Origin of the sequence: Mycolicibacterium nivoides, assembly GCF_003855255.1 — a bacterium.
Classification (GTDB): Bacteria; Actinomycetota; Actinomycetes; order Mycobacteriales; family Mycobacteriaceae; genus Mycobacterium; species Mycobacterium nivoides.
In genome coordinates, this window is the sequence record NZ_CP034072.1 from 4,321,475 (window position 1) to 4,338,691 (window position 17,217).

19 protein-coding genes are annotated in these 17,217 nt (G+C 67.3%); 13 read left to right on the top strand and 6 right to left on the bottom strand.

What is annotated here, in order from left to right; genetic code table 11:
- Positions 1-4: 4 nt before the first annotated feature.
- The 5 genes from EH231_RS20980 to EH231_RS21000 are packed head-to-tail and all read left to right on the top strand — an operon-like array spanning position 5 to position 4,680.
- Positions 5-874 (top strand): class II glutamine amidotransferase domain-containing protein, encoded by an 870-nt coding sequence (locus EH231_RS20980; protein ID WP_090430138.1) that lies wholly within the window; start codon positions 5-7, stop codon positions 872-874.
- Entirely contained in the window at positions 862-1,548 is a 687-nt protein-coding gene (locus EH231_RS20985) for a GltB/FmdC/FwdC-like GXGXG domain-containing protein (RefSeq protein ID WP_124713246.1), read from the top strand. Before EH231_RS20980 ends, EH231_RS20985 begins: the two co-directional genes overlap by 13 nt.
- Positions 1,548-2,840, top strand: coding sequence for an FMN-binding glutamate synthase family protein (locus EH231_RS20990; RefSeq protein ID WP_090430133.1), 1,293 nt, complete (start codon positions 1,548-1,550; stop codon positions 2,838-2,840). The genes EH231_RS20985 and EH231_RS20990 overlap by 1 nt, the downstream gene beginning before the upstream one ends.
- On the top strand, positions 2,837-4,024 hold the full coding sequence (locus tag EH231_RS20995) for an NAD(P)/FAD-dependent oxidoreductase (RefSeq protein ID WP_124713247.1): 1,188 nt from the start codon (positions 2,837-2,839) through the stop codon (positions 4,022-4,024). Before EH231_RS20990 ends, EH231_RS20995 begins: the two co-directional genes overlap by 4 nt.
- An 11-nt stretch (positions 4,025-4,035) precedes the next feature.
- The gene (locus tag EH231_RS21000; RefSeq protein ID WP_090430127.1) at positions 4,036-4,680 is read left to right on the top strand and encodes a type II toxin-antitoxin system RelB family anti-toxin; all 645 of its coding nucleotides are present in this window, start codon (positions 4,036-4,038) and stop codon (positions 4,678-4,680) included.
- Positions 4,681-4,693: 13 nt separating this feature from the next.
- On the opposite strand, the gene EH231_RS21005 is transcribed toward EH231_RS21000, so the two are convergent.
- A complete protein-coding gene (locus tag EH231_RS21005; protein ID WP_064878783.1) occupies positions 4,694-4,909 on the bottom strand; it encodes a hypothetical protein in 216 nt (71 codons plus the stop codon).
- Positions 4,910-5,227: 318 nt separating this feature from the next.
- Here EH231_RS21005 and leuA point away from each other — a divergent pair, with 318 nt between their 5' ends.
- Positions 5,228-7,057 carry a 2-isopropylmalate synthase gene (gene leuA, locus EH231_RS21010; protein WP_124713248.1) on the top strand — a complete coding sequence of 610 codons (1,830 nt, stop codon included), beginning with the start codon at positions 5,228-5,230 and terminating at the stop codon, positions 7,055-7,057.
- 50 nt (positions 7,058-7,107) lie between these two features.
- Positions 7,108-7,494 (top strand): SHOCT domain-containing protein, encoded by a 387-nt coding sequence (locus EH231_RS21015; protein WP_090430123.1) that lies wholly within the window; start codon positions 7,108-7,110, stop codon positions 7,492-7,494.
- 21 nt (positions 7,495-7,515) lie between these two features.
- Here EH231_RS21015 and EH231_RS21020 read toward each other — a convergent pair whose 3' ends face one another.
- Positions 7,516-8,505, bottom strand: a complete 990-nt coding sequence (locus EH231_RS21020; RefSeq protein WP_090430121.1) for a DEDDh family exonuclease — start codon at positions 8,503-8,505, stop codon at positions 7,516-7,518.
- A 74-nt stretch (positions 8,506-8,579) separates the two neighbouring features.
- Between EH231_RS21020 and EH231_RS21025 the strand changes: the two genes are divergently transcribed.
- Both EH231_RS21025 and EH231_RS21030 read left to right on the top strand, forming a co-directional pair.
- Positions 8,580-9,800 carry a Mur ligase family protein gene (locus EH231_RS21025; protein WP_124713249.1) on the top strand — a complete coding sequence of 407 codons (1,221 nt, stop codon included), beginning with the start codon at positions 8,580-8,582 and terminating at the stop codon, positions 9,798-9,800.
- A gap of 35 nt (positions 9,801-9,835) precedes the next feature.
- The gene (locus EH231_RS21030) at positions 9,836-10,507 is read left to right on the top strand and encodes a type 1 glutamine amidotransferase (protein WP_234940830.1); all 672 of its coding nucleotides are present in this window, start codon (positions 9,836-9,838) and stop codon (positions 10,505-10,507) included.
- Between the two features lie 8 nt (positions 10,508-10,515).
- Here EH231_RS21030 and EH231_RS21035 read toward each other — a convergent pair whose 3' ends face one another.
- From EH231_RS21035 to EH231_RS21045, 3 genes are all read right to left on the bottom strand, one after another.
- Positions 10,516-11,229 carry an MBL fold metallo-hydrolase gene (locus EH231_RS21035; protein ID WP_090430117.1) on the bottom strand — a complete coding sequence of 238 codons (714 nt, stop codon included), beginning with the start codon at positions 11,227-11,229 and terminating at the stop codon, positions 10,516-10,518.
- Positions 11,230-11,326: 97 nt separating this feature from the next.
- The gene (gene recR / locus EH231_RS21040) at positions 11,327-11,938 is read right to left on the bottom strand and encodes a recombination mediator RecR (protein WP_003883644.1); all 612 of its coding nucleotides are present in this window, start codon (positions 11,936-11,938) and stop codon (positions 11,327-11,329) included.
- Positions 11,939-12,271, bottom strand: a complete 333-nt coding sequence (locus tag EH231_RS21045; RefSeq protein WP_044521368.1) for a YbaB/EbfC family nucleoid-associated protein — start codon at positions 12,269-12,271, stop codon at positions 11,939-11,941.
- 148 nt (positions 12,272-12,419) lie between these two features.
- Here EH231_RS21045 and EH231_RS21050 point away from each other — a divergent pair, with 148 nt between their 5' ends.
- Entirely contained in the window at positions 12,420-13,148 is a 729-nt protein-coding gene (locus tag EH231_RS21050; RefSeq protein WP_044521370.1) for an Rv3717 family N-acetylmuramoyl-L-alanine amidase, read from the top strand.
- Here EH231_RS21050 and EH231_RS21055 read toward each other — a convergent pair.
- Positions 13,145-13,582, bottom strand: a complete 438-nt coding sequence (locus EH231_RS21055; RefSeq protein WP_090430116.1) for an SRPBCC family protein — start codon at positions 13,580-13,582, stop codon at positions 13,145-13,147. The two genes, EH231_RS21050 and EH231_RS21055, sit on opposite strands and share 4 nt — an antisense overlap.
- A 65-nt stretch (positions 13,583-13,647) precedes the next feature.
- Between EH231_RS21055 and EH231_RS21060 the strand changes: the two genes are divergently transcribed.
- From EH231_RS21060 to EH231_RS21070, 3 genes are all read left to right on the top strand, one after another.
- Complete coding sequence (locus EH231_RS21060; protein ID WP_124713250.1) at positions 13,648-15,039, top strand: FAD-binding oxidoreductase; 1,392 nt, start codon at positions 13,648-13,650, stop codon at positions 15,037-15,039.
- Positions 15,040-15,052: 13 nt separating this feature from the next.
- The gene (locus EH231_RS21065) at positions 15,053-16,366 is read left to right on the top strand and encodes a class I SAM-dependent methyltransferase (protein ID WP_090430112.1); all 1,314 of its coding nucleotides are present in this window, start codon (positions 15,053-15,055) and stop codon (positions 16,364-16,366) included.
- 87 nt (positions 16,367-16,453) lie between these two features.
- On the top strand, positions 16,454-17,194 hold the full coding sequence (locus EH231_RS21070) for an SDR family oxidoreductase (RefSeq protein WP_090430110.1): 741 nt from the start codon (positions 16,454-16,456) through the stop codon (positions 17,192-17,194).
- Positions 17,195-17,217: the final 23 nt, after the last annotated feature.

Sequence of the window (17,217 nt, forward strand, 5' to 3'; positions counted from 1 at the left end):
AAACGTGTGTGGAATCATCGGGCTGCACCTGCGTAGCCCCGAGCTGTACCCGCGCCTCGGCGAACTGCTCGCCGCGATGCTGGGCGAGATGTCCGATCGCGGTGCCGACTCGGCGGGGATCGCGGTCTACGGAGACCCGGAGTGGTCGCCGTACGGGCAGGGCTGCGTCTCGATCACGGATGTCGCGGAGACACCCGAACTGGGGCCGGATGTGGATGTGGTGCAGGTGGATTCGACCTACCTGCTGTCGGCCGACATGGACTCCGAGGAGCTGCTGAGCCTGGCACGGGCGGCCTACCCGACCGCTTTGATCTCCGGGTTCGGCCCTGATCTGGCGGTGCTCAAAGGGGTCGGTCATCCGCGCGCCCTCACCGAAGCTTGGGGCCTGGCCAAGGCCCAGGGCTGGCAGGGCGTCGGGCATACCCGGATGGCCACCGAGTCCGCGGTGACGCCGTCGGGCTGCCATCCGTACACCGTCGGCCCCGGACAGTGCCTGGTGCACAACGGGTCTTTCGCCAACCACGCCACCATCCGCCGCGAGCTGCGCCGGGCCGGTGTGGCGTTCGACAGCGAGAACGACACCGAGGTGGGCGCCCGGTTCGTGGCCGAACAGCTGGCCGCCGGCCGCGATGTGGCGACCGCATTGAAAGACCTCCTCGCAGTCTTTGATGGCTTCTACACACTTCTGGTCTCCGATCACGACTCGTTCGCGGTGGTGCGTGACGCCATCGCCTGCAAGCCCGCGGTGATCGCCGAAACCCCCGACTGGGTGGCGATGGCCAGTGAGTACCGCGCCCTGGCCGGGCTACCCGGGGTCGAACAGGCACGCATTTGGGAACCGGAACCGGAGGTGGTCTACGCATGGACACGCTGATTGGATACGACTTGCGCACAACGCCTCTGCGTGAGGTCAACGCGGCGCTGCATCAGCCGGGCGTGGAGGGTGACTACGTCATCGCGCACCCCGACGGTGCGCACAATGTGGCCGTCGGCCTCAACGCGCCGGTGCGCGTGACGGTCGAAGGCCACGTCGGCTACTACGCGGCCGGGATGAACCAGTTCGCCGAGGTGACCATCAACGGCAATGCCGGCACCGGGGTGGCCGAGAACATGATGAGCGGCACGGTGCGGGTCACCGGAAACGCCTCGCAGTCAGCGGGTGCCACCGCGCACGGCGGACTGCTGGTCATCGAAGGGGACGCCGCCGCACGCTGCGGCATCTCGATGAAGGGCGTGGACATCGTGGTGGGCGGCAGCATCGGCCACATGAGCGCGTTCATGGCCCAGGCCGGACGGCTGGTGGTGCGCGGCGACGCCGGCGAGGCGCTGGGCGATTCGATCTATGAGGCCCGCATCTATGTGCGCGGCGAGGTGACTTCGCTGGGTGCGGACTGCATCGCCAAGCCGATGCGCGCCGAGCACCGCGCCGAACTCGCGGAGTTGTTGACAGCCAGTGGTTTCTGCGACGACGACACCTCCGATTACACCCGCTACGGCTCGGCCCGAAACCTCTACCACTTCCACGTCGACAACGCGAGTGAGTACTGATGCGCGAATCCGCCACCTTCGATCGATCCACGATCGCCGACATCCAGCGCGCCGCCGAGACCGGCATCTACGACATCCGCGGTTGGGGGGCCAAACGCCGACTACCGCATTTTGACGACCTGCTGTTCCTGGGTGCGTCGATGTCGCGCTACCCCTTGGAGGGCTACCGGGAACGCTGCGGCACCGATGTCATCCTCGGTGACCGGCACGCCAAACATCCTCTGCACCTGGATATCCCGGTCACCATCGCAGGCATGAGCTTCGGCGCGCTGTCCGGGCCGGCCAAGGAGGCCCTGGGCCGCGGGGCCAGCGAGGCCGGCACGTCGACCACCACCGGAGACGGGGGCATGACGCCCGAGGAGCGCGGGCAGAGCAAGCACCTGGTGTACCAGTACCTGCCCTCGCGCTACGGGATGAACCCCGACGACCTGCGCAAGGCCGACGCCATCGAGGTGGTGCTCGGCCAGGGCGCCAAGCCCGGCGGCGGCGGAATGCTGTTGGGACAGAAGATCTCCCCGCGGGTCGCCCAGATGCGCACGCTGCCCGAGGGCATCGACCAGCGCAGCGCGTGCCGTCACCCGGACTGGACCGGCCCGGACGATCTGACCATCAAGATCAACGAGCTGCGGGAGATCACCGACTGGGAGAAACCCATCTACGTCAAGGTCGGGGCCACCCGCACCTATTACGACGTGAAGCTGGCCGTGCACGCCGGGGCCGACGTGGTGGTGGTCGACGGCATGCAGGGCGGCACGGCCGCCACCCAGGAGGTGTTCATCGAGCACGTCGGCATCCCGACCCTGGCCGCGGTGCCGCAGGCGGTGCAGGCCCTGCAGGAACTGGACGTACACCGGAAAGTTCAGTTGATCGTGAGCGGCGGCATCCGCTCGGGCGCCGACGTGGCCAAGGCGCTGGCGCTGGGCGCCGACGCGGTCGCGATCGGCACCGCCGCACTGATCGCGCTGGGCGACAACCACCCCCGCTACGCCGCCGAGTACGAGAAGCTCGGCAGCGCAGCCGGTTTCTACGACGACTTCCAGGACGGACGCGATCCGGCCGGCATCACCACCCAGGACCCTGAGCTGGCCGCCCGGTTCGACCCGGTCGAGGGCGGCCGACGCTTGGCCAACTACCTGCGCGTGCTGACCATGGAAGCCCAGACCATCGCCCGGGCCTGCGGCAAGGCCCATGTCTGCCACCTGGAGCCCGAGGACCTGGTGGCAGTGACCATCGAGGCCGCGGCGATGGCGCGGGTTCCGCTGGCCGGCACGAACTGGATTCCAGGCGCATGAGCGAAACAGCGGATGTCGTCATCGTCGGCGGCGGCCTGGAGGGCGCGGCGGCGGCCTGGTCCCTGAGCCAACGCGGCGTCACCGATGTGACTGTCCTGGAGCGCAACACCGTCGGCTCCGGGATGACCGGGAAATCCAGCGGGATCGTGCGCTGCCACTACGGGGTCAGCTCGCTGGCCGCCATGGCCACGGTCGGCCTCGAGGTGTTCGAGAAAGCCGAGCAGTATTTCGGGACCGACATCGGTTTCCGGCAGACCGGCTATGTCGTCGGCGTCGGCGAGCCCAACGTCGACAACCTGCGCAAGAGCCTGGCCGCCCAGCGCGAGGTCGGGGTGCAGACCGAGGAGATCGACGCCTCCGAGGTGGCCAAGCTGTGGCCGTGGGCCGATCTGGAACCGTTCGCGGCCTTCGGCTGGGAGGCGCGCGGCGGGTACGGCGACGCCTACCAGACCGCGCAGGCGTTCGCGGTGTCGGCGAGGTCCGCCGGAGTGCGAATCCGCCAAGGCGCCAACGTGACCGGACTGGTGCTCGATGGAGACCGGGCAACCGGCGTCGAGCTGGCCGACGGCACAAGGGTTTCGGCGGGCACCGTTGTCTTGGCCACCGGCGCGTGGACCCGGCCGTTCCTGACCCCCTACGGCGTCGACGTGCCGATCAGGGTGGTTCGGGAGCAGATCGTCACCATCTCCCCAGGGGTGCCGATCGGAGCGGTCCCGGTGTTCTCCGACCTGGTGTCGCTGCAGTACGTGCGCCCCGAGCTGGGCGGGGAGATCCTGTTCGGCAACAGCGACCTGGCGCACTGCGAGCCTGCCGACCCGGACGACTACCTGAACCGGGCCACCGACGGCTTCATCGACCTGACCGTCGACAAGGTCGGTACCCGATTTCCCGGCTTCCCCGACGCGGCGATCACCGGCAGCTACGCCGGTTGCTACGACGTCACGCCGGACTGGAACCCCGTCATCTCCGCGACCGGGATCGACGGCCTGGTGGTGGCGGCCGGATTCAGCGGGCACGGCTTCAAGATCGCGCCGGCGGTCGGCAAGCTGGTCGCCGACCTGGTGACAGAGGGCCGCAGCTCCGACCCCCGGATACCCGAGACGGATTTCCGATTGGCCCGGTTCGCAGAGGACAATTTGCTCAAGAGCCGGTACCCGTACGTCGGGGCCGGGGAGATGCGATAGACGGGAGTGCCGTGAGCGACCTGCCGCTGCTCCGCAACACCGGCACAGCTCGCGACCGTGATCCGAACGAACCGGTCGAGGAACTGGAATTCGAGGCGGCGATCGGGCGCAATGTGCGTCAACTGCGTCAGCAGCACGGGCTGACCGTGGCCGAGATGGCCGCCCGGGTGGGCATCTCCAAGGCGATGCTGTCCAAGATCGAGAACGCCCAGACCTCGTGCAGCCTGTCGACCCTGGCCCTGCTCGCGAAGGGCCTCGATGTTCCGGTCACCAGTCTGTTCCGCGGGGCCGACGTCGAGCGTCCGGCGGCATTCGTCAAGGCGGGCACAGGTCCGGAGATCGTGCGCAACGGCACCAAACAGGGCCATGAGTATCAATTGCTCAGCTCCCTGCGCGGGGAGCACAAGCGGCTGGAATGCCTGCACGTCACGCTGACCGAGAAGAGCCAGACGTACCCGCTGTTCCAGCATCCGGGCACCGAGTTCATCTACATGCTCGAGGGCGTCATGGACTACAGCCACAGCCGTTCGGTGTATCGGCTGCAACCTGGCGACTCGCTGCAGATAGACGGGGAAGGCGCCCACGGACCGGTCGACCTGATCGAACTGCCGATCCGGTTCCTGTCGGTGATCGCCTTCCCCGATTCGCAGGTGTGAGTCACCACTTCGATCACTCGTAGATGCTGGTGATCCGCTGCGGGCCGTGGTGGTTGTGCCAGCCGGGCTTCATGCCGGGGGCCGGTGTGGCGTAGGTATCAGGGCTGTAGAGGTTGCCCGATCCCTGCGGAGTCTGCGCGGCGGCCGTGCCGGCCAGGCCGAGCGCGACGGCGCCGAAGACGCCTGCGGACAGGATGGGCAGTGCCAGGGCCTTGGTGAACTTGGTCATGATCGTGAATCCTTCTGTCTCAGTTGGCTTTTCGTTTTCCTTGGCGGCTTGTTCGGCCACTGAGACAAGAATGCGGCCTGGGCGGCCGCAGGTCTGTCGGGCGATCAGGCGATGAGCCTGATGAATATGCGTTCCCCCGATCGGGGGAAGTGCACGTCAACCTCAGGTTTTGGCCTGGGAATGACGCGGAGTACAGTTGACCGCGTGCAGCGGGTGCTCCTTCTCGGACGCCGCGACGGGGTCTGATCAGACCGGCTTCCTGTCGCGGGTTTTTGCGATGCGCCGGTCGGGTCCCCCTTCAAACCCCGGAGCAAAAACATGACCACCCCCGACATCTCTGCAGATGCCTTCAGTTCGGTTCGCGCGATCAATACGCCGGCCGGCACCCCCAACCCCGGACAGCCCGTCTGGAACACCCAGCGCGGCTCATCCATGCCGGTCAGCCGCTATCGCAGCTTCGCCGACGAGGTCCCCGGCGGCAGCCCGGCCTTCGGCACCGGCGTCCCGTTCGACCGCACCTGGCCGGACCGCGTCATCGACAAAGCGCCCATGTGGTGTGCGGTCGACCTGCGCGACGGTAACCAGGCCCTGATCGACCCCATGAGCCCCGCGCGCAAGCGCCGCATGTTCGACCTGCTGGTACGGATGGGTTACAAGGAGATCGAGGTCGGCTTCCCGTCTGCGAGCCAGACCGACTACGACTTCGTCCGCGAGATCATCGAGGACGGCGCGATTCCGGACGACGTCACCATCCAGGTGCTGACGCAGTGCCGGCCCGAGCTGATCGAACGCACCTTCGAGGCGTGCGCGGGAGCCCCGCAGGCGATCGTGCACTTCTACAACTCGACGTCGATCCTGCAGCGCCGCGTCGTGTTCCGGGCCGACCGCGACGCTGTCAAGAAGATCGCCACCGACGGCGCCCAGATGTGTGTCGAGGAGGCCAAGAAGTACCCGCAGACCCGGTGGCGCTTCGAGTACTCCCCCGAGTCCTACACGGGCACCGAGCTGGAGTACGCCGTCGAGGTGTGCAACGCGGTTGCCGACATCGTCAAGCCCACGCCCGAGTGGCCGCTGATCGTCAACCTGCCCGCCACGGTCGAGATGGCCACCCCGAACGTCTACGCCGATTCGATCGAGTGGATGAGCAGGCACCTGACCCCGCGCGATTCGATCATCCTGAGCCTGCACCCGCACAACGACCGCGGAACCGGCGTTGCCGCAGCGGAATTGGGCTACCAGGCCGGCGCCGACCGGATCGAGGGCTGCCTGTTCGGTAACGGCGAGCGCACGGGCAATGTCTGTCTGGTGACGCTGGGCCTGAACATGTTCAGCCGCGGCGTCGATCCGCAGATCGACTTCTCCAACATCGACGAGATCCGGCGCACCGTCGAGTACTGCAACCAGCTGCCCGTGCACGAGCGCCACCCCTACGGCGGCGACCTGGTCTACACCGCGTTCTCCGGCAGCCACCAGGACGCCATCAACAAGGGCCTGGACCAGATGAAAATTGACGCGGACGACATGGACTCGGACGTTGATGAGATCCTTTGGCAAGTCCCCTACCTGCCGATCGACCCCAAGGACGTCGGCCGCACCTACGAGGCCGTGATCCGGGTGAACTCGCAGTCCGGCAAGGGCGGCGTGGCCTACATCATGAAGGCCGACCACGGTCTGGTGCTGCCGCGCCGGCTGCAGATCGAGTTCAGCCAGGCGATTCAGCAGATCACCGACGGGGAGGGCGGCGAGGTATCGCCCAAGGAGATCTGGGACGCGTTCTCCGAGGAGTACCTGGCCCCGATCATCCCCTTGGAGCGGATTCGCCAGAAGGTGGTGGCCTCCGAGGTGGACGGTGGCACGGACACCATCACCGCGATCGTGAAGATCGACGGCGTCGAACGCGAGATCGTCGGTGCCGGCAACGGCCCGCTGGCAGCCTTCGTCGACGCCCTGGGAGCCATCGGCTACGACATCAACGTGCTGGATTACTCCGAGCACGCCATGTCCTCGGGTGAAGAGGCGCAGGCCGCGGCCTACGTCGAGGCGTCGATCGGCGGCAGAACCGTCTGGGGCGTCGGTATCGCGACTTCGATCACAACTGCATCACTTCGCGCGGTCGTATCTGCCGTCAACCGCGCGGCACGTGATTAGCTGACGCTGGCGTAGATCACTACGCGAAGGCCAACGGCAAGGAGCGGTCCATGGACTGGGGTTCGACATGGGATTTCCTCTGGCATTTCCTGATCATCTTCGCCTGGATCGCATACCTGCTGGTCCTGTTCCAGATCCTCACCGACCTGTTCTGGCGTGACCACAAGACCTCCGGCTGGGTCAAGGCGGTGTGGGTGGTCTTCCTGATCGTGTTCCCCTGGCTCACCGCGCTGGTGTACCTGATCGCACGGGGTAAGGGCATGTCCGAGCGCGCGCAGGCAGCCGCACTGGCCGCCAAGCAGGACACCGACGCCTACATCCGCGAGGCGGCCGGCCGGTCCCCGGCTCAGGAGATCGCCGATGCCAAGGCGCTGCTGGATTCAGGCACGATCAGCCAGGCCGAGTTCGACGGGTTGAAGGCGAAGGCGCTCAGCTAGAAGACCGCGGCGAGCCGCGCATCAGAACAGCGTGTACTGATCGCTTTCGGCAGGGATGTCGCAGAACTGCTCGATGTCGGCACCACCGACGACATGGGCGAGCAGGCCCATGAAGGTCTCGTCATCGAGCAGCGGCACCCCCACCTCGACGGCCTGGTAGCCCTTGCCCTGGTCGGGTGCCGGTTCGTTGCAGATCACCAACGAGGTCTGCTGGTCCACCAGGTCGGTGTAGGCCAGCCCGGCGTGCAGGATGCGCTCGACGAGCTCCTCATGGGTGCGCGCCACCTCGGCCGACAGCGCCACCCGCATGCCCTGCACCAACGGCCGTCCCGGCACGAAGGCGCCCGGGTTGGCGTACTCGCACGGCAGGCGCGAGGCCAGCACCTTCAACGGCCGCAGCTCTTCATGGGTGATGTGGCCGTTGGGCCAGCGCCGTCGGGTCACCTCCCGCAGCGGCAGCCAGACCTTGCGGTCGCGGGCCCGGGCCAGGGTCGGCTTCAGGATCTGGGCCAGCACCAACGCGTCGTCGAGAGCATCGTGTGGCTTCATCTGGCTCACGCCCCAGTGCGCTGCCAGCGTCTCCAGGCGCAGGTTCTCGGTGCCCAGCGCCAGCCGGCGGGCCAGCTCGACGGTGCACATGACGCTGTCGATCGGCAGCTCGGCGCCGACCAACTCGGCCTCGGCGGTCAGGAAGCTGTAGTCGAAGCCCACGTTGTGGGCGACCAGCGTGCGTCCGCGCAGGATGTCGCTCAATTCGTCGACGACGTCCCCGAAGGTCGGCTGGCCTTCCAGCATCTCGGTCGTCAGCCCGTGCACATGGGTGGGCCCGGGATCCACACCCGGGTTCAGCAGGGTCGCGACACTGCGCTCGACGTTTCCGTCATCCCCGACCGCGAGGGCGGCCACGCTGACGATGCGTGCCTGCCCCGGCCGGAACCCCGTGGTCTCCACGTCGACGACGGCCCAGCCCGCGCCCGGCTCATCCGCCGGTCTGCCCCACGCGCTGCTCATATTCGCCAGGATGGCACGCGAGTCCGACAACCTCGGGCGGCACGGCAGCGTGTCGTGCCCCTAAAATCGCCGGAATGCTGACCCTTCGCGGGCGCGCCGCCCTGGCCGCCGGATCAACCGCGCGCTGGGCGTCGCGGGTCACCGGCCGCGGCGCCGGTGCGATGATCGGCGGCCTGGTGGCGATGACGCTGGACCGCTCGATCCTGGGCCAACTGGGCCAGGGCCGCCGCAGCGTCGTCGTGACCGGCACCAATGGCAAGTCGACCACCACCCGGATGACCGCGGCCGCCCTGGCCACGCTCGGCCCGGTGGCCAGTAACTCCGAGGGCGCCAACATGGACGCCGGTCTGGTGGCGGCGCTGGCCGGGGCCCGCGATGCCACGCTGGCCGCCCTGGAAGTCGACGAGATGCACGTCCCGCACGTCAGCGATGCGGTGTCGCCGTCGGTCATCGTCTTGCTGAATCTGTCCCGGGACCAGCTGGACCGGGTCGGTGAGATCAACCACATCGAACGCACGCTGCGAGGCGGGCTGGCCCGTCATCCCGACGCGGTGATCGTGGCCAACTGCGACGACGTCTTGATGACCTCGGCCGCATATGACAGCCCCAACGTGGTGTGGGTGGCCGCCGGCGGCAGCTGGGCGGGTGATTCGGTGAGCTGTCCGCGATCCGGCGAGATCATCGAGCGCAACGGGCGCGACTGGTACTCGACCGGCAGCGACTTCAAACGTCCCAGCCCACAGTGGTGGTTCGACGACACCCACATCTACGGTCCGGACGGCCTGGTGCTGCCGATGACCCTGGCCCTGCCCGGCGCGGTCAACCGCGGTAACGCCACCCAAGCCGTCGCGGCCGCCGTGGCGCTGGGTGCCGACCCCGCTGCCGCGGTGGCGGCGGTCTCTGGCGTCGACGAGGTCGCCGGGCGATACCGCACGGTGCGGATCGGCGCACACACCGCGCGGATCCTGCTGGCCAAGAACCCGGCCGGATGGCAGGAGGCCCTGTCCATGGTCGACAAGCACGGCGCCGGAGTCGTCATCTCGGTCAACGGGCAGGTGCCCGACGGCGAGGACCTGTCCTGGCTGTGGGACGTCCGGTTCGAGCACTTCGACGACACCGTCGTCGTCGCCGCAGGCGAACGGGGCACCGATCTCGCGGTGCGCCTCGGCTACGCCGGCGTCGAGCATTCACTGGTGCACGACACCATCGCCGCGATCGACTCCTGCCCGCCCGGGCATGTCGAGGTGATCGCCAATTACACGGCCTTCCTGCAACTGAATCGGCGGATCTCGTGAGTGCGGTGCGGATCGGGCTCGTGCTGCCCGACGTGATGGGAACCTACGGCGACAGCGGCAATGCGGTGGTGCTGCAACAGCGGTTGCGGCTGCGCGGTATCGACGCCGAGATCGTGGAGATCACCCTGGCCGACCCGGTGCCCGACTCGCTGGACCTGTACACCCTCGGTGGCGCGGAGGACTACGCGCAGCGGCTGGCCACCAAGCACCTGATCCGGTACCCCGGTCTGCAGCAAGCGGTTTCGCGTGGCGCACCCGTGCTCGCGATCTGTGCGGCGATCCAGGTCCTCGGCCACTGGTACGAGACCTCGGCCGGTGAGCGGGTGGACGGCGTCGGGCTGCTCGACGTCACCACCTCGCCGCAGGAGGCCCGCACCATCGGCGAGGTGGCGTCCACTCCCCTGCTCGACGGGCTCACCCAGCCGCTGACGGGCTTCGAAAACCACCGTGGCGGAACGGTTCTGGGTCCTGATGCCAGGCCACTGGCCGCGGTCACCAAAGGGGCGGGCAACCGCTTGGGCGACGGCTATGACGGTGCGGTTCAAGGCAGTGTGGTGGCGACCTATCTGCACGGCCCGTGCCTGGCCCGCAATCCGGAACTGGCCGACCATCTGCTGACGCAGGTGGTGGGTGAGCTGCCGCCGCTGGAGCTCCCGGAAGTCGAGCTGCTGCGCCGGGAACGGCTGGCGGCCCCGCGCCGGGTGTAGCCCGCACGTCAGGATGCGAAAACGTCGACCGCCTTTGCGATCTGCGCCGCGGCATCGGTGAGAATGGGCTCACCGTGCCCGAATCCGGCGCGCTGCGCGCCCGTGGCAGCGAGCTTGGACACAGAGTCGGCGAGCTCGGCGCGGTCGGTGTTGAAAACCCCCACGATCACCTGACCGTTGAACTCGGCGACCACATCACCGGTCAGCACGGCGTCGGCGGCCGGCAGATAGAGGGCGATGCCGCCCGGGGTGTGGCCGGGCACGCCGATCACCCGCGCCCCGCCTGCGAAGTCGAGCACGTCACCGTCGCCGACCACCCGGTCCACCCGGCAGGCCGGGCCGTGCGGTGATGCGTCGAAGTCGGGCCGCAGCGTCCGCTCCGAGTCGGTCAGTACGGGCAGTGGCCCGGATTCGTCGCCGCGGATGAACTCGGCGTCACCTTTGCCTGCGATGACCTCCACATCGGACCAGTCCGCGATCTCGGCGGCCGCACCGCAATGGTCCTCGTGGAAATGCGTGAGGACGACGCGCTTGACGTGCAGGCGTCGCATACCGAGCGCGGCCAGCGCCTCGGCGATCAGGCCGGAGCTGTCCGGCCAACCGGTGTCGATGAGCGTGACACCTTCACCGTCCAGCCACAGGTAACTGTTGAGCAGGTGCGCCCGTTCACCGGGGATGCGCAGCCGGTACAACGAGGGCGCCAGCTGTTGGAGATCCGCCATAGACCTGACCGTAGTGACCTTGGCCATTGCGGGTCGAGGTGTTTCGCTGTGGCCGAAATCTGAGCCGCGAATCAGGCCACCGCGGCGGAGCCGCGAATCAGGCCATCGCGCGGCGGCCGGCCAGTGCCCGGCCCAGGGTGAGTTCGTCGGCGAACTCCAAGTCGCCGCCCATCGGAAGGCCCGAGGCGATGCGCGTGACCGTCAGCCCGGGGATGTCGCGCAGCATCCGGACCAGATAGGTGGCCGTGGCCTCACCCTCGGTGTTGGGGTCGGTCGCGATGATCACCTCGGCCACGTCGACGCCGTCGACGCGTTCACCGATCCGGTTGAGCAGCTCACGAATGCGCAGCTGGTCGGGCCCGACGCCCGACAACGGATCCAGCGCCCCGCCCAGCACGTGGTAGCGGCCGCGGAATTCGCGGGTGCGCTCGACGGCCTGCACGTCCTTGGGTTCCTCGACCACGCACACCAGTGAGGCGTCGCGGCGGGGGTCCTTGCAGATCCGGCAGCGTTCCTCGTCGGAGACGTTGCCGCAGACCGCACAGAAGGTGACGCCGTCGCGGATGCGGCCCAGCACCGCGGTCAGCCGATCGATGTCCGGCGGCTCGACGCTCAGCAGGTGAAACGCGATCCGCTGCGCGCTCTTGGGCCCGATGCCGGGCAGCTTGCCCAGCTCGTCGATCAGATCCTGTACTGGGCCTTCGAACACTTACAGCCCCGGAAGTCCGAACCCGCCAAGCCCGCCGGCCAGCGGGCCCAGGCGGCTCTGCGCCAGGGCGGTCACCTGATTGGAGGCATCGGCGAGGGCGCCGACGATGAGGTCCTGCAGGGTCTCGACGTCCTCGGGGTCAACGACCTTGGGATCGATCGCCACCGCGATCACCTCACCGCTGCCCTTGACCGTGACCTGCACCAGCCCGCCGCCGGCCTGGCCGTGCACCTCGGAGTTGGCCAGCGCCTCCTGCGCCTCCATGAGCTGCTGCTGTACCTGCTGCGCCTGCGCCAGCAGGGCCGACATGTCGGGCGTGCCTCCGGGTTGCATGCGTGGTCCCCTTGCCGTGTTGATTGCGTCTTGGTCTCGACTTGGTTGCTCTCGCCTGTCGGCGGCGATTCGGACTTTCAGCCTAGTCGGCGTGCGGGCTAGCGTGGCGCCCGTGCGAGTCCCAGCCTGCGTGCGTGTCGGCACCGCGATGGTCAGCAGCGTCATAGTCGCCGCGGCCGTCCCGGCCGTCATCGATGCTCCCCACGCCAACGCCGCTCCCTCGAACATCGCCGGCATGATCGTTTTCCTCGATCCCGGCCACAACGGCGCGAACGACGCATCGATCAGCCGCCAGGTACCCACCGGCCGCGGCGGCACCAAGGACTGCCAGGCCAGCGGCACCTCCACTACCGACGGCTACCCCGAACACACCTTCACCTGGGACACCACCCTGCGCGTACGCGCCATCCTGAACCAGATGGGTGTGCGCACCGCGATGTCACGCGGCAACGACAACGCGCTGGGACCGTGTGTCGACGAACGGGCCTCGATGGCCAATGCGCTGCGACCGAACGCCATCGTGTCCATCCACGCCGACGGCGGCCCGCCCAACGGCCGCGGCTTCCACGTGCTCTACTCGTCGCCGCCGTTGAACAATGTGCAGGCCGGGCCGTCTGTGCAGTTCGCCCAGACCATGCGCGATCAGCTGTCCGCGTCGGGCATCCCGCCGGCCACCTACATCGGTTCCGGTGGCCTGGACGCCCGCTCGGACATCGCCGGGCTCAACCTGGCGCAGTTCCCGTCGATCCTCGTCGAGTGCGGCAACATGAAGAACCCGGTCGACTCAGCGCTGATGAAAACCCCGGACGGCCAGCAGAAGTATGCCGAGGCGATCGCCCGGGGTGTCGCCGCCTACCTGGGTTCGCAGGCGCGCTAGCTTTCCACTTCCTTCTTCAGGTTGGCCAGCACCTCGTCCTGGATCTTGCGCAGGCCCAGCGGCGCGAATGTCTTCTCGAAGAAGCCCTTGACCCCGCCGGCACCGGTCCAGGTGGTCTTGAGATTGACCGACGATCCGGCGCCCGCCGGGGCGACGGTCCAGTTGGTCACCAGGCTGGAGTTCGCGTCCTTCTCGATCACCGTGTGGCCGGCAGCGTCCACCGACGCCTTGATGTCACGCACCCGGGACTCGGTCGCCTGCAGCTTCCAGCTGGCCACCGTGCCCGCTCCCTGACCACCCTCGAGGACCTGGTAGTCGCGGTAGTGCGAGGAGAGGATCTTCGGGCGGACGGTCTGGTAGTCCGCGATCGCGGCGAACACAGCGGCCGGCTCGGCGTTGATCAGAACCGTGCTGACCGCACTGACCTGTCCCATGACTGAAACTCCTTTTACTCGTGTCTGCGGTCGCATCGTTGGCAACCTCCGACTAGCGTATATGTGTGTCTGTTGTTACGACTGACGCACAAGCTGCCCATGCCCTCGGCGTGCAGCGCCTCATGGACAGTTACCGCGCCATACCGCCGAATTCGACGATCCGGCTTGCCAAACCCACGTCGAACCTATTTCGCGCGCGAGATCGCAGCGAAGTCAAAGGTTTGGACGTATCGGGGCTGACCGATGTGATCGCCGTGGACGCCGAAGCCCGCACCGCCGACGTGGCCGGCATGTGCACCTACGAGCATCTGGTGGCCGCGACGCTGCCCCACGGCCTGGCGCCGCTGGTGGTGCCGCAGCTCAAGACCATCACGCTGGGCGGCGCTGTCACCGGTCTGGGCATCGAGTCGACGTCATTCCGCAACGGACTGCCGCACGAATCGGTGCTGGAGATGGACATTCTCACCGGGGCAGGCGAAATCGTCACCGCATCACCCGAACAGCATCCCGACCTGTTTCGGACGTTCCCCAATTCATATGGCACGCTCGGATATTCGACCCGGCTTCGAATCGAGCTGGAACCCGTCAGCCCCTTTGTCGCATTGCGCCACCTTCGGTTTCACTCGCTGGCCGACCTCGTCGCGGCGATGGACCGGATCATCGAGACCGGCGGGCTGGACGGCGAACCGGTCGATTACCTCGACGGCGTGGTGTTCAGTGCCGACGAGAGCTACCTGTGCGTCGGTTTCAAGACGACGACACCCGGCCCGGTCAGCGACTACACCGGCCAGGACATCTACTACCGCTCGATCCAGCACGCGCAAGATGAGAAGCACGACCGGCTGACGATTCATGACTACCTGTGGCGGTGGGACACCGACTGGTTCTGGTGCTCACGGGCATTCGGCGCGCAGAACCCCACGATCCGGCGGTTCTGGCCGCGCCGGCTGCGGCGCAGCAGCTTCTACTGGAAACTGATCGGCTACGACCAGCGGTTCAACATCGCCGACCGCATCGAGAAGCGCAACGGGCGCCCGCCCCGCGAGCGGGTGGTGCAGGACATCGAGGTGCCCATAGAGAACTGTGAGCGGTTCCTCTCGTGGTTCCTGGAGAACGTGCCGATCGAACCGATCTGGCTGTGCCCACTGCGGTTGCGCGATGACGACCGCCATGGGGCGGGCTGGCCCCTGTATCCCCTGCGCGCCCACCACACCTACGTCAACGTCGGGTTCTGGTCCTCGGTACCGGTCGGCCCCGTGGAAGGCCACACCAACAAGCTGATCGAGACCAAGGTCAGCGAGCTCGACGGACACAAGTCCCTGTATTCCGATTCCTACTATCCGCGTGAGGATTTCGACGAGCTCTACGGCGGTGAGACCTACAAGGCCGTCAAGAAGTCCTACGACCCCGATTCACGCCTGTTTGACCTGTACTCGAAAGCCGTCTTGCGCCGATGAACGGAGAACAGCGATGACCACCTTCAAAGAACACTCGACGCACGCAACCGATCACAAGCTCAGCCTTGCCGAGATCCTGGAGATCTTCGCATCCGGCTCGCAGCCACTGAAGTTCACCGCGTACGACGGAAGCACCTCGGGGCCCACGGACGCCACGCTCGGCCTGGACCTCAAGACTCCGCGCGGCACCACCTATCTCGCGACCGCTCCCGGGGATCTGGGTCTGGCCCGCGCCTACGTGTCCGGCGACCTGGAGCTGTACGGAGTCCATCCCGGCGACCCGTACCCGCTGTTGTGCGCGCTGGCCGAGAAGATGGCGTTCAAGCGCCCGCCCGCCCGGGTGCTGGCCAACATCGTGCGGTCCATCGGCATCGAGCACCTCAAGCCCATCGCGCCGCCTCCACAGGAGGCACTGCCGCGGTGGCGCCGGGTGGTAGAGGGGTTGCGACACAGCAAGACCCGCGACGCCGAGGCGATCCACCACCACTACGACGTGTCGAACACGTTCTACGAGTGGGTGCTCGGGCCGTCGATGACCTACACCTGCGCGTGCTACCCGGATGCCGATGCCGGCCTGGAGGAGGCGCAGGACAACAAGTACCGCCTGGTGTTCGAGAAGCTACGGCTGCAGCCCGGTGACCGCTTGCTCGACGTCGGCTGCGGCTGGGGCGGCATGGTGCGTTACGCCGCACGCCACGGGGTCAAGGCGCTCGGGGTGACGCTGTCCAAGGAACAGGCACGGTGGGCGCAGGAGGCCATCGCCAAGGAGGGTCTCGGGGACCTTGCCGAGGTGCGCCACGGCGACTACCGCGACATCACCGAGACCGGGTTCGACGCCGTCTCCTCGATCGGCCTGACCGAGCACATCGGCGTGCACAACTATCCGGCGTACTTCGGCTTCCTCAAGTCGAAGATGCGTACCGGTGCGCTGCTGCTCAACCACTGCATCACCCGCCACGACAACCGAAGCGGAGCGGCCGCCGGAGGTTTCATCGACCGCTACGTGTTCCCGGACGGCGAGCTGACCGGCTCGGGACGCATCATCACCGAGGTGCAGGACGTCGGCCTGGAGGTCATGCACGAGGAGAACCTTCGCAACCACTACGCGATGACGCTGCGCGACTGGTGTGCCAACCTCGTCGAACACTGGGACGAGGCCGTCGCCGAGGTCGGGCTGCCCACCGCCAAGGTGTGGGGCCTGTACATGGCGGGCTCCCGGCTCGGCTTCGAGACGAATGTCGTCCAGCTTCACCAGGTTCTGGCCGTCAAGCTCGATGACCGCGGCAACGACGGCGGCCTGCCGCTGCGGCCGTGGTGGACGCCCTAGAACCCCAACGATAGGCAAGACGATCGGTAACGTTTTCCAGACCGTTCGTTATTGATCGTCTTGAGTGAGCCTCATACCGTTTGAGCCATGAAAACGGTTCTCATCACGGGTTGTTCATCTGGGTACGGACTCGAAACCGCCCGCCACTTCCACGCCAACGGTTGGAACGTGATCGCCACCATGCGCACGCCGCGCACCGGGCTGCTGCCGGATTCGGACCGAATCCAATTGGTGGCGTTGGACGTCACCGACCTCGACAGCATCTCGGCGGCGATCGAGGCCACTGGCCCGATCGACGTGCTGGTCAACAATGCGGGCATCGGCGTCGTCGGCGCCTTCGAGCCCATGGCGATGGACACGATCCGGGAAGTGTTCGAGACCAACACATTCGGCGTGATGGCCATGACCCAGGCTGTGCTGCCGCAGATGCGAACACGCGGATCCGGGGTGGTGGTCAACGTGACATCGAGCGTGACTCTGACGGCGATGCCGTTGGCCGCGGTGTACACCGCCAGCAAGATGGCGATCGAAGGATTCACCGCGTCGCTGGCACTCGAACTCGAGGCGGTGAACGTGACGGCGAAACTTGTCGAACCGGGCTACGGGCCGACCACGAGCTTCACCAGTAACGGCGCGACGCGGATGGACGGACTGATTCCCGAGCCGTATCAGGCGTTCGCCGGACCGATCCTGGCATCGTTCGGCCAGGCCACCGTCTTCACGACCGAGGCCGACGTCGCCGAGACCGTCTACCAGGCCGCGACCGACACGTCCGGCCGGCTGCGGTTCCCGGCCGGCGCAGACGCGGTGGCGCTCGCAGGCCAGTAGACCGGCATGGCGGAGGCGCTATC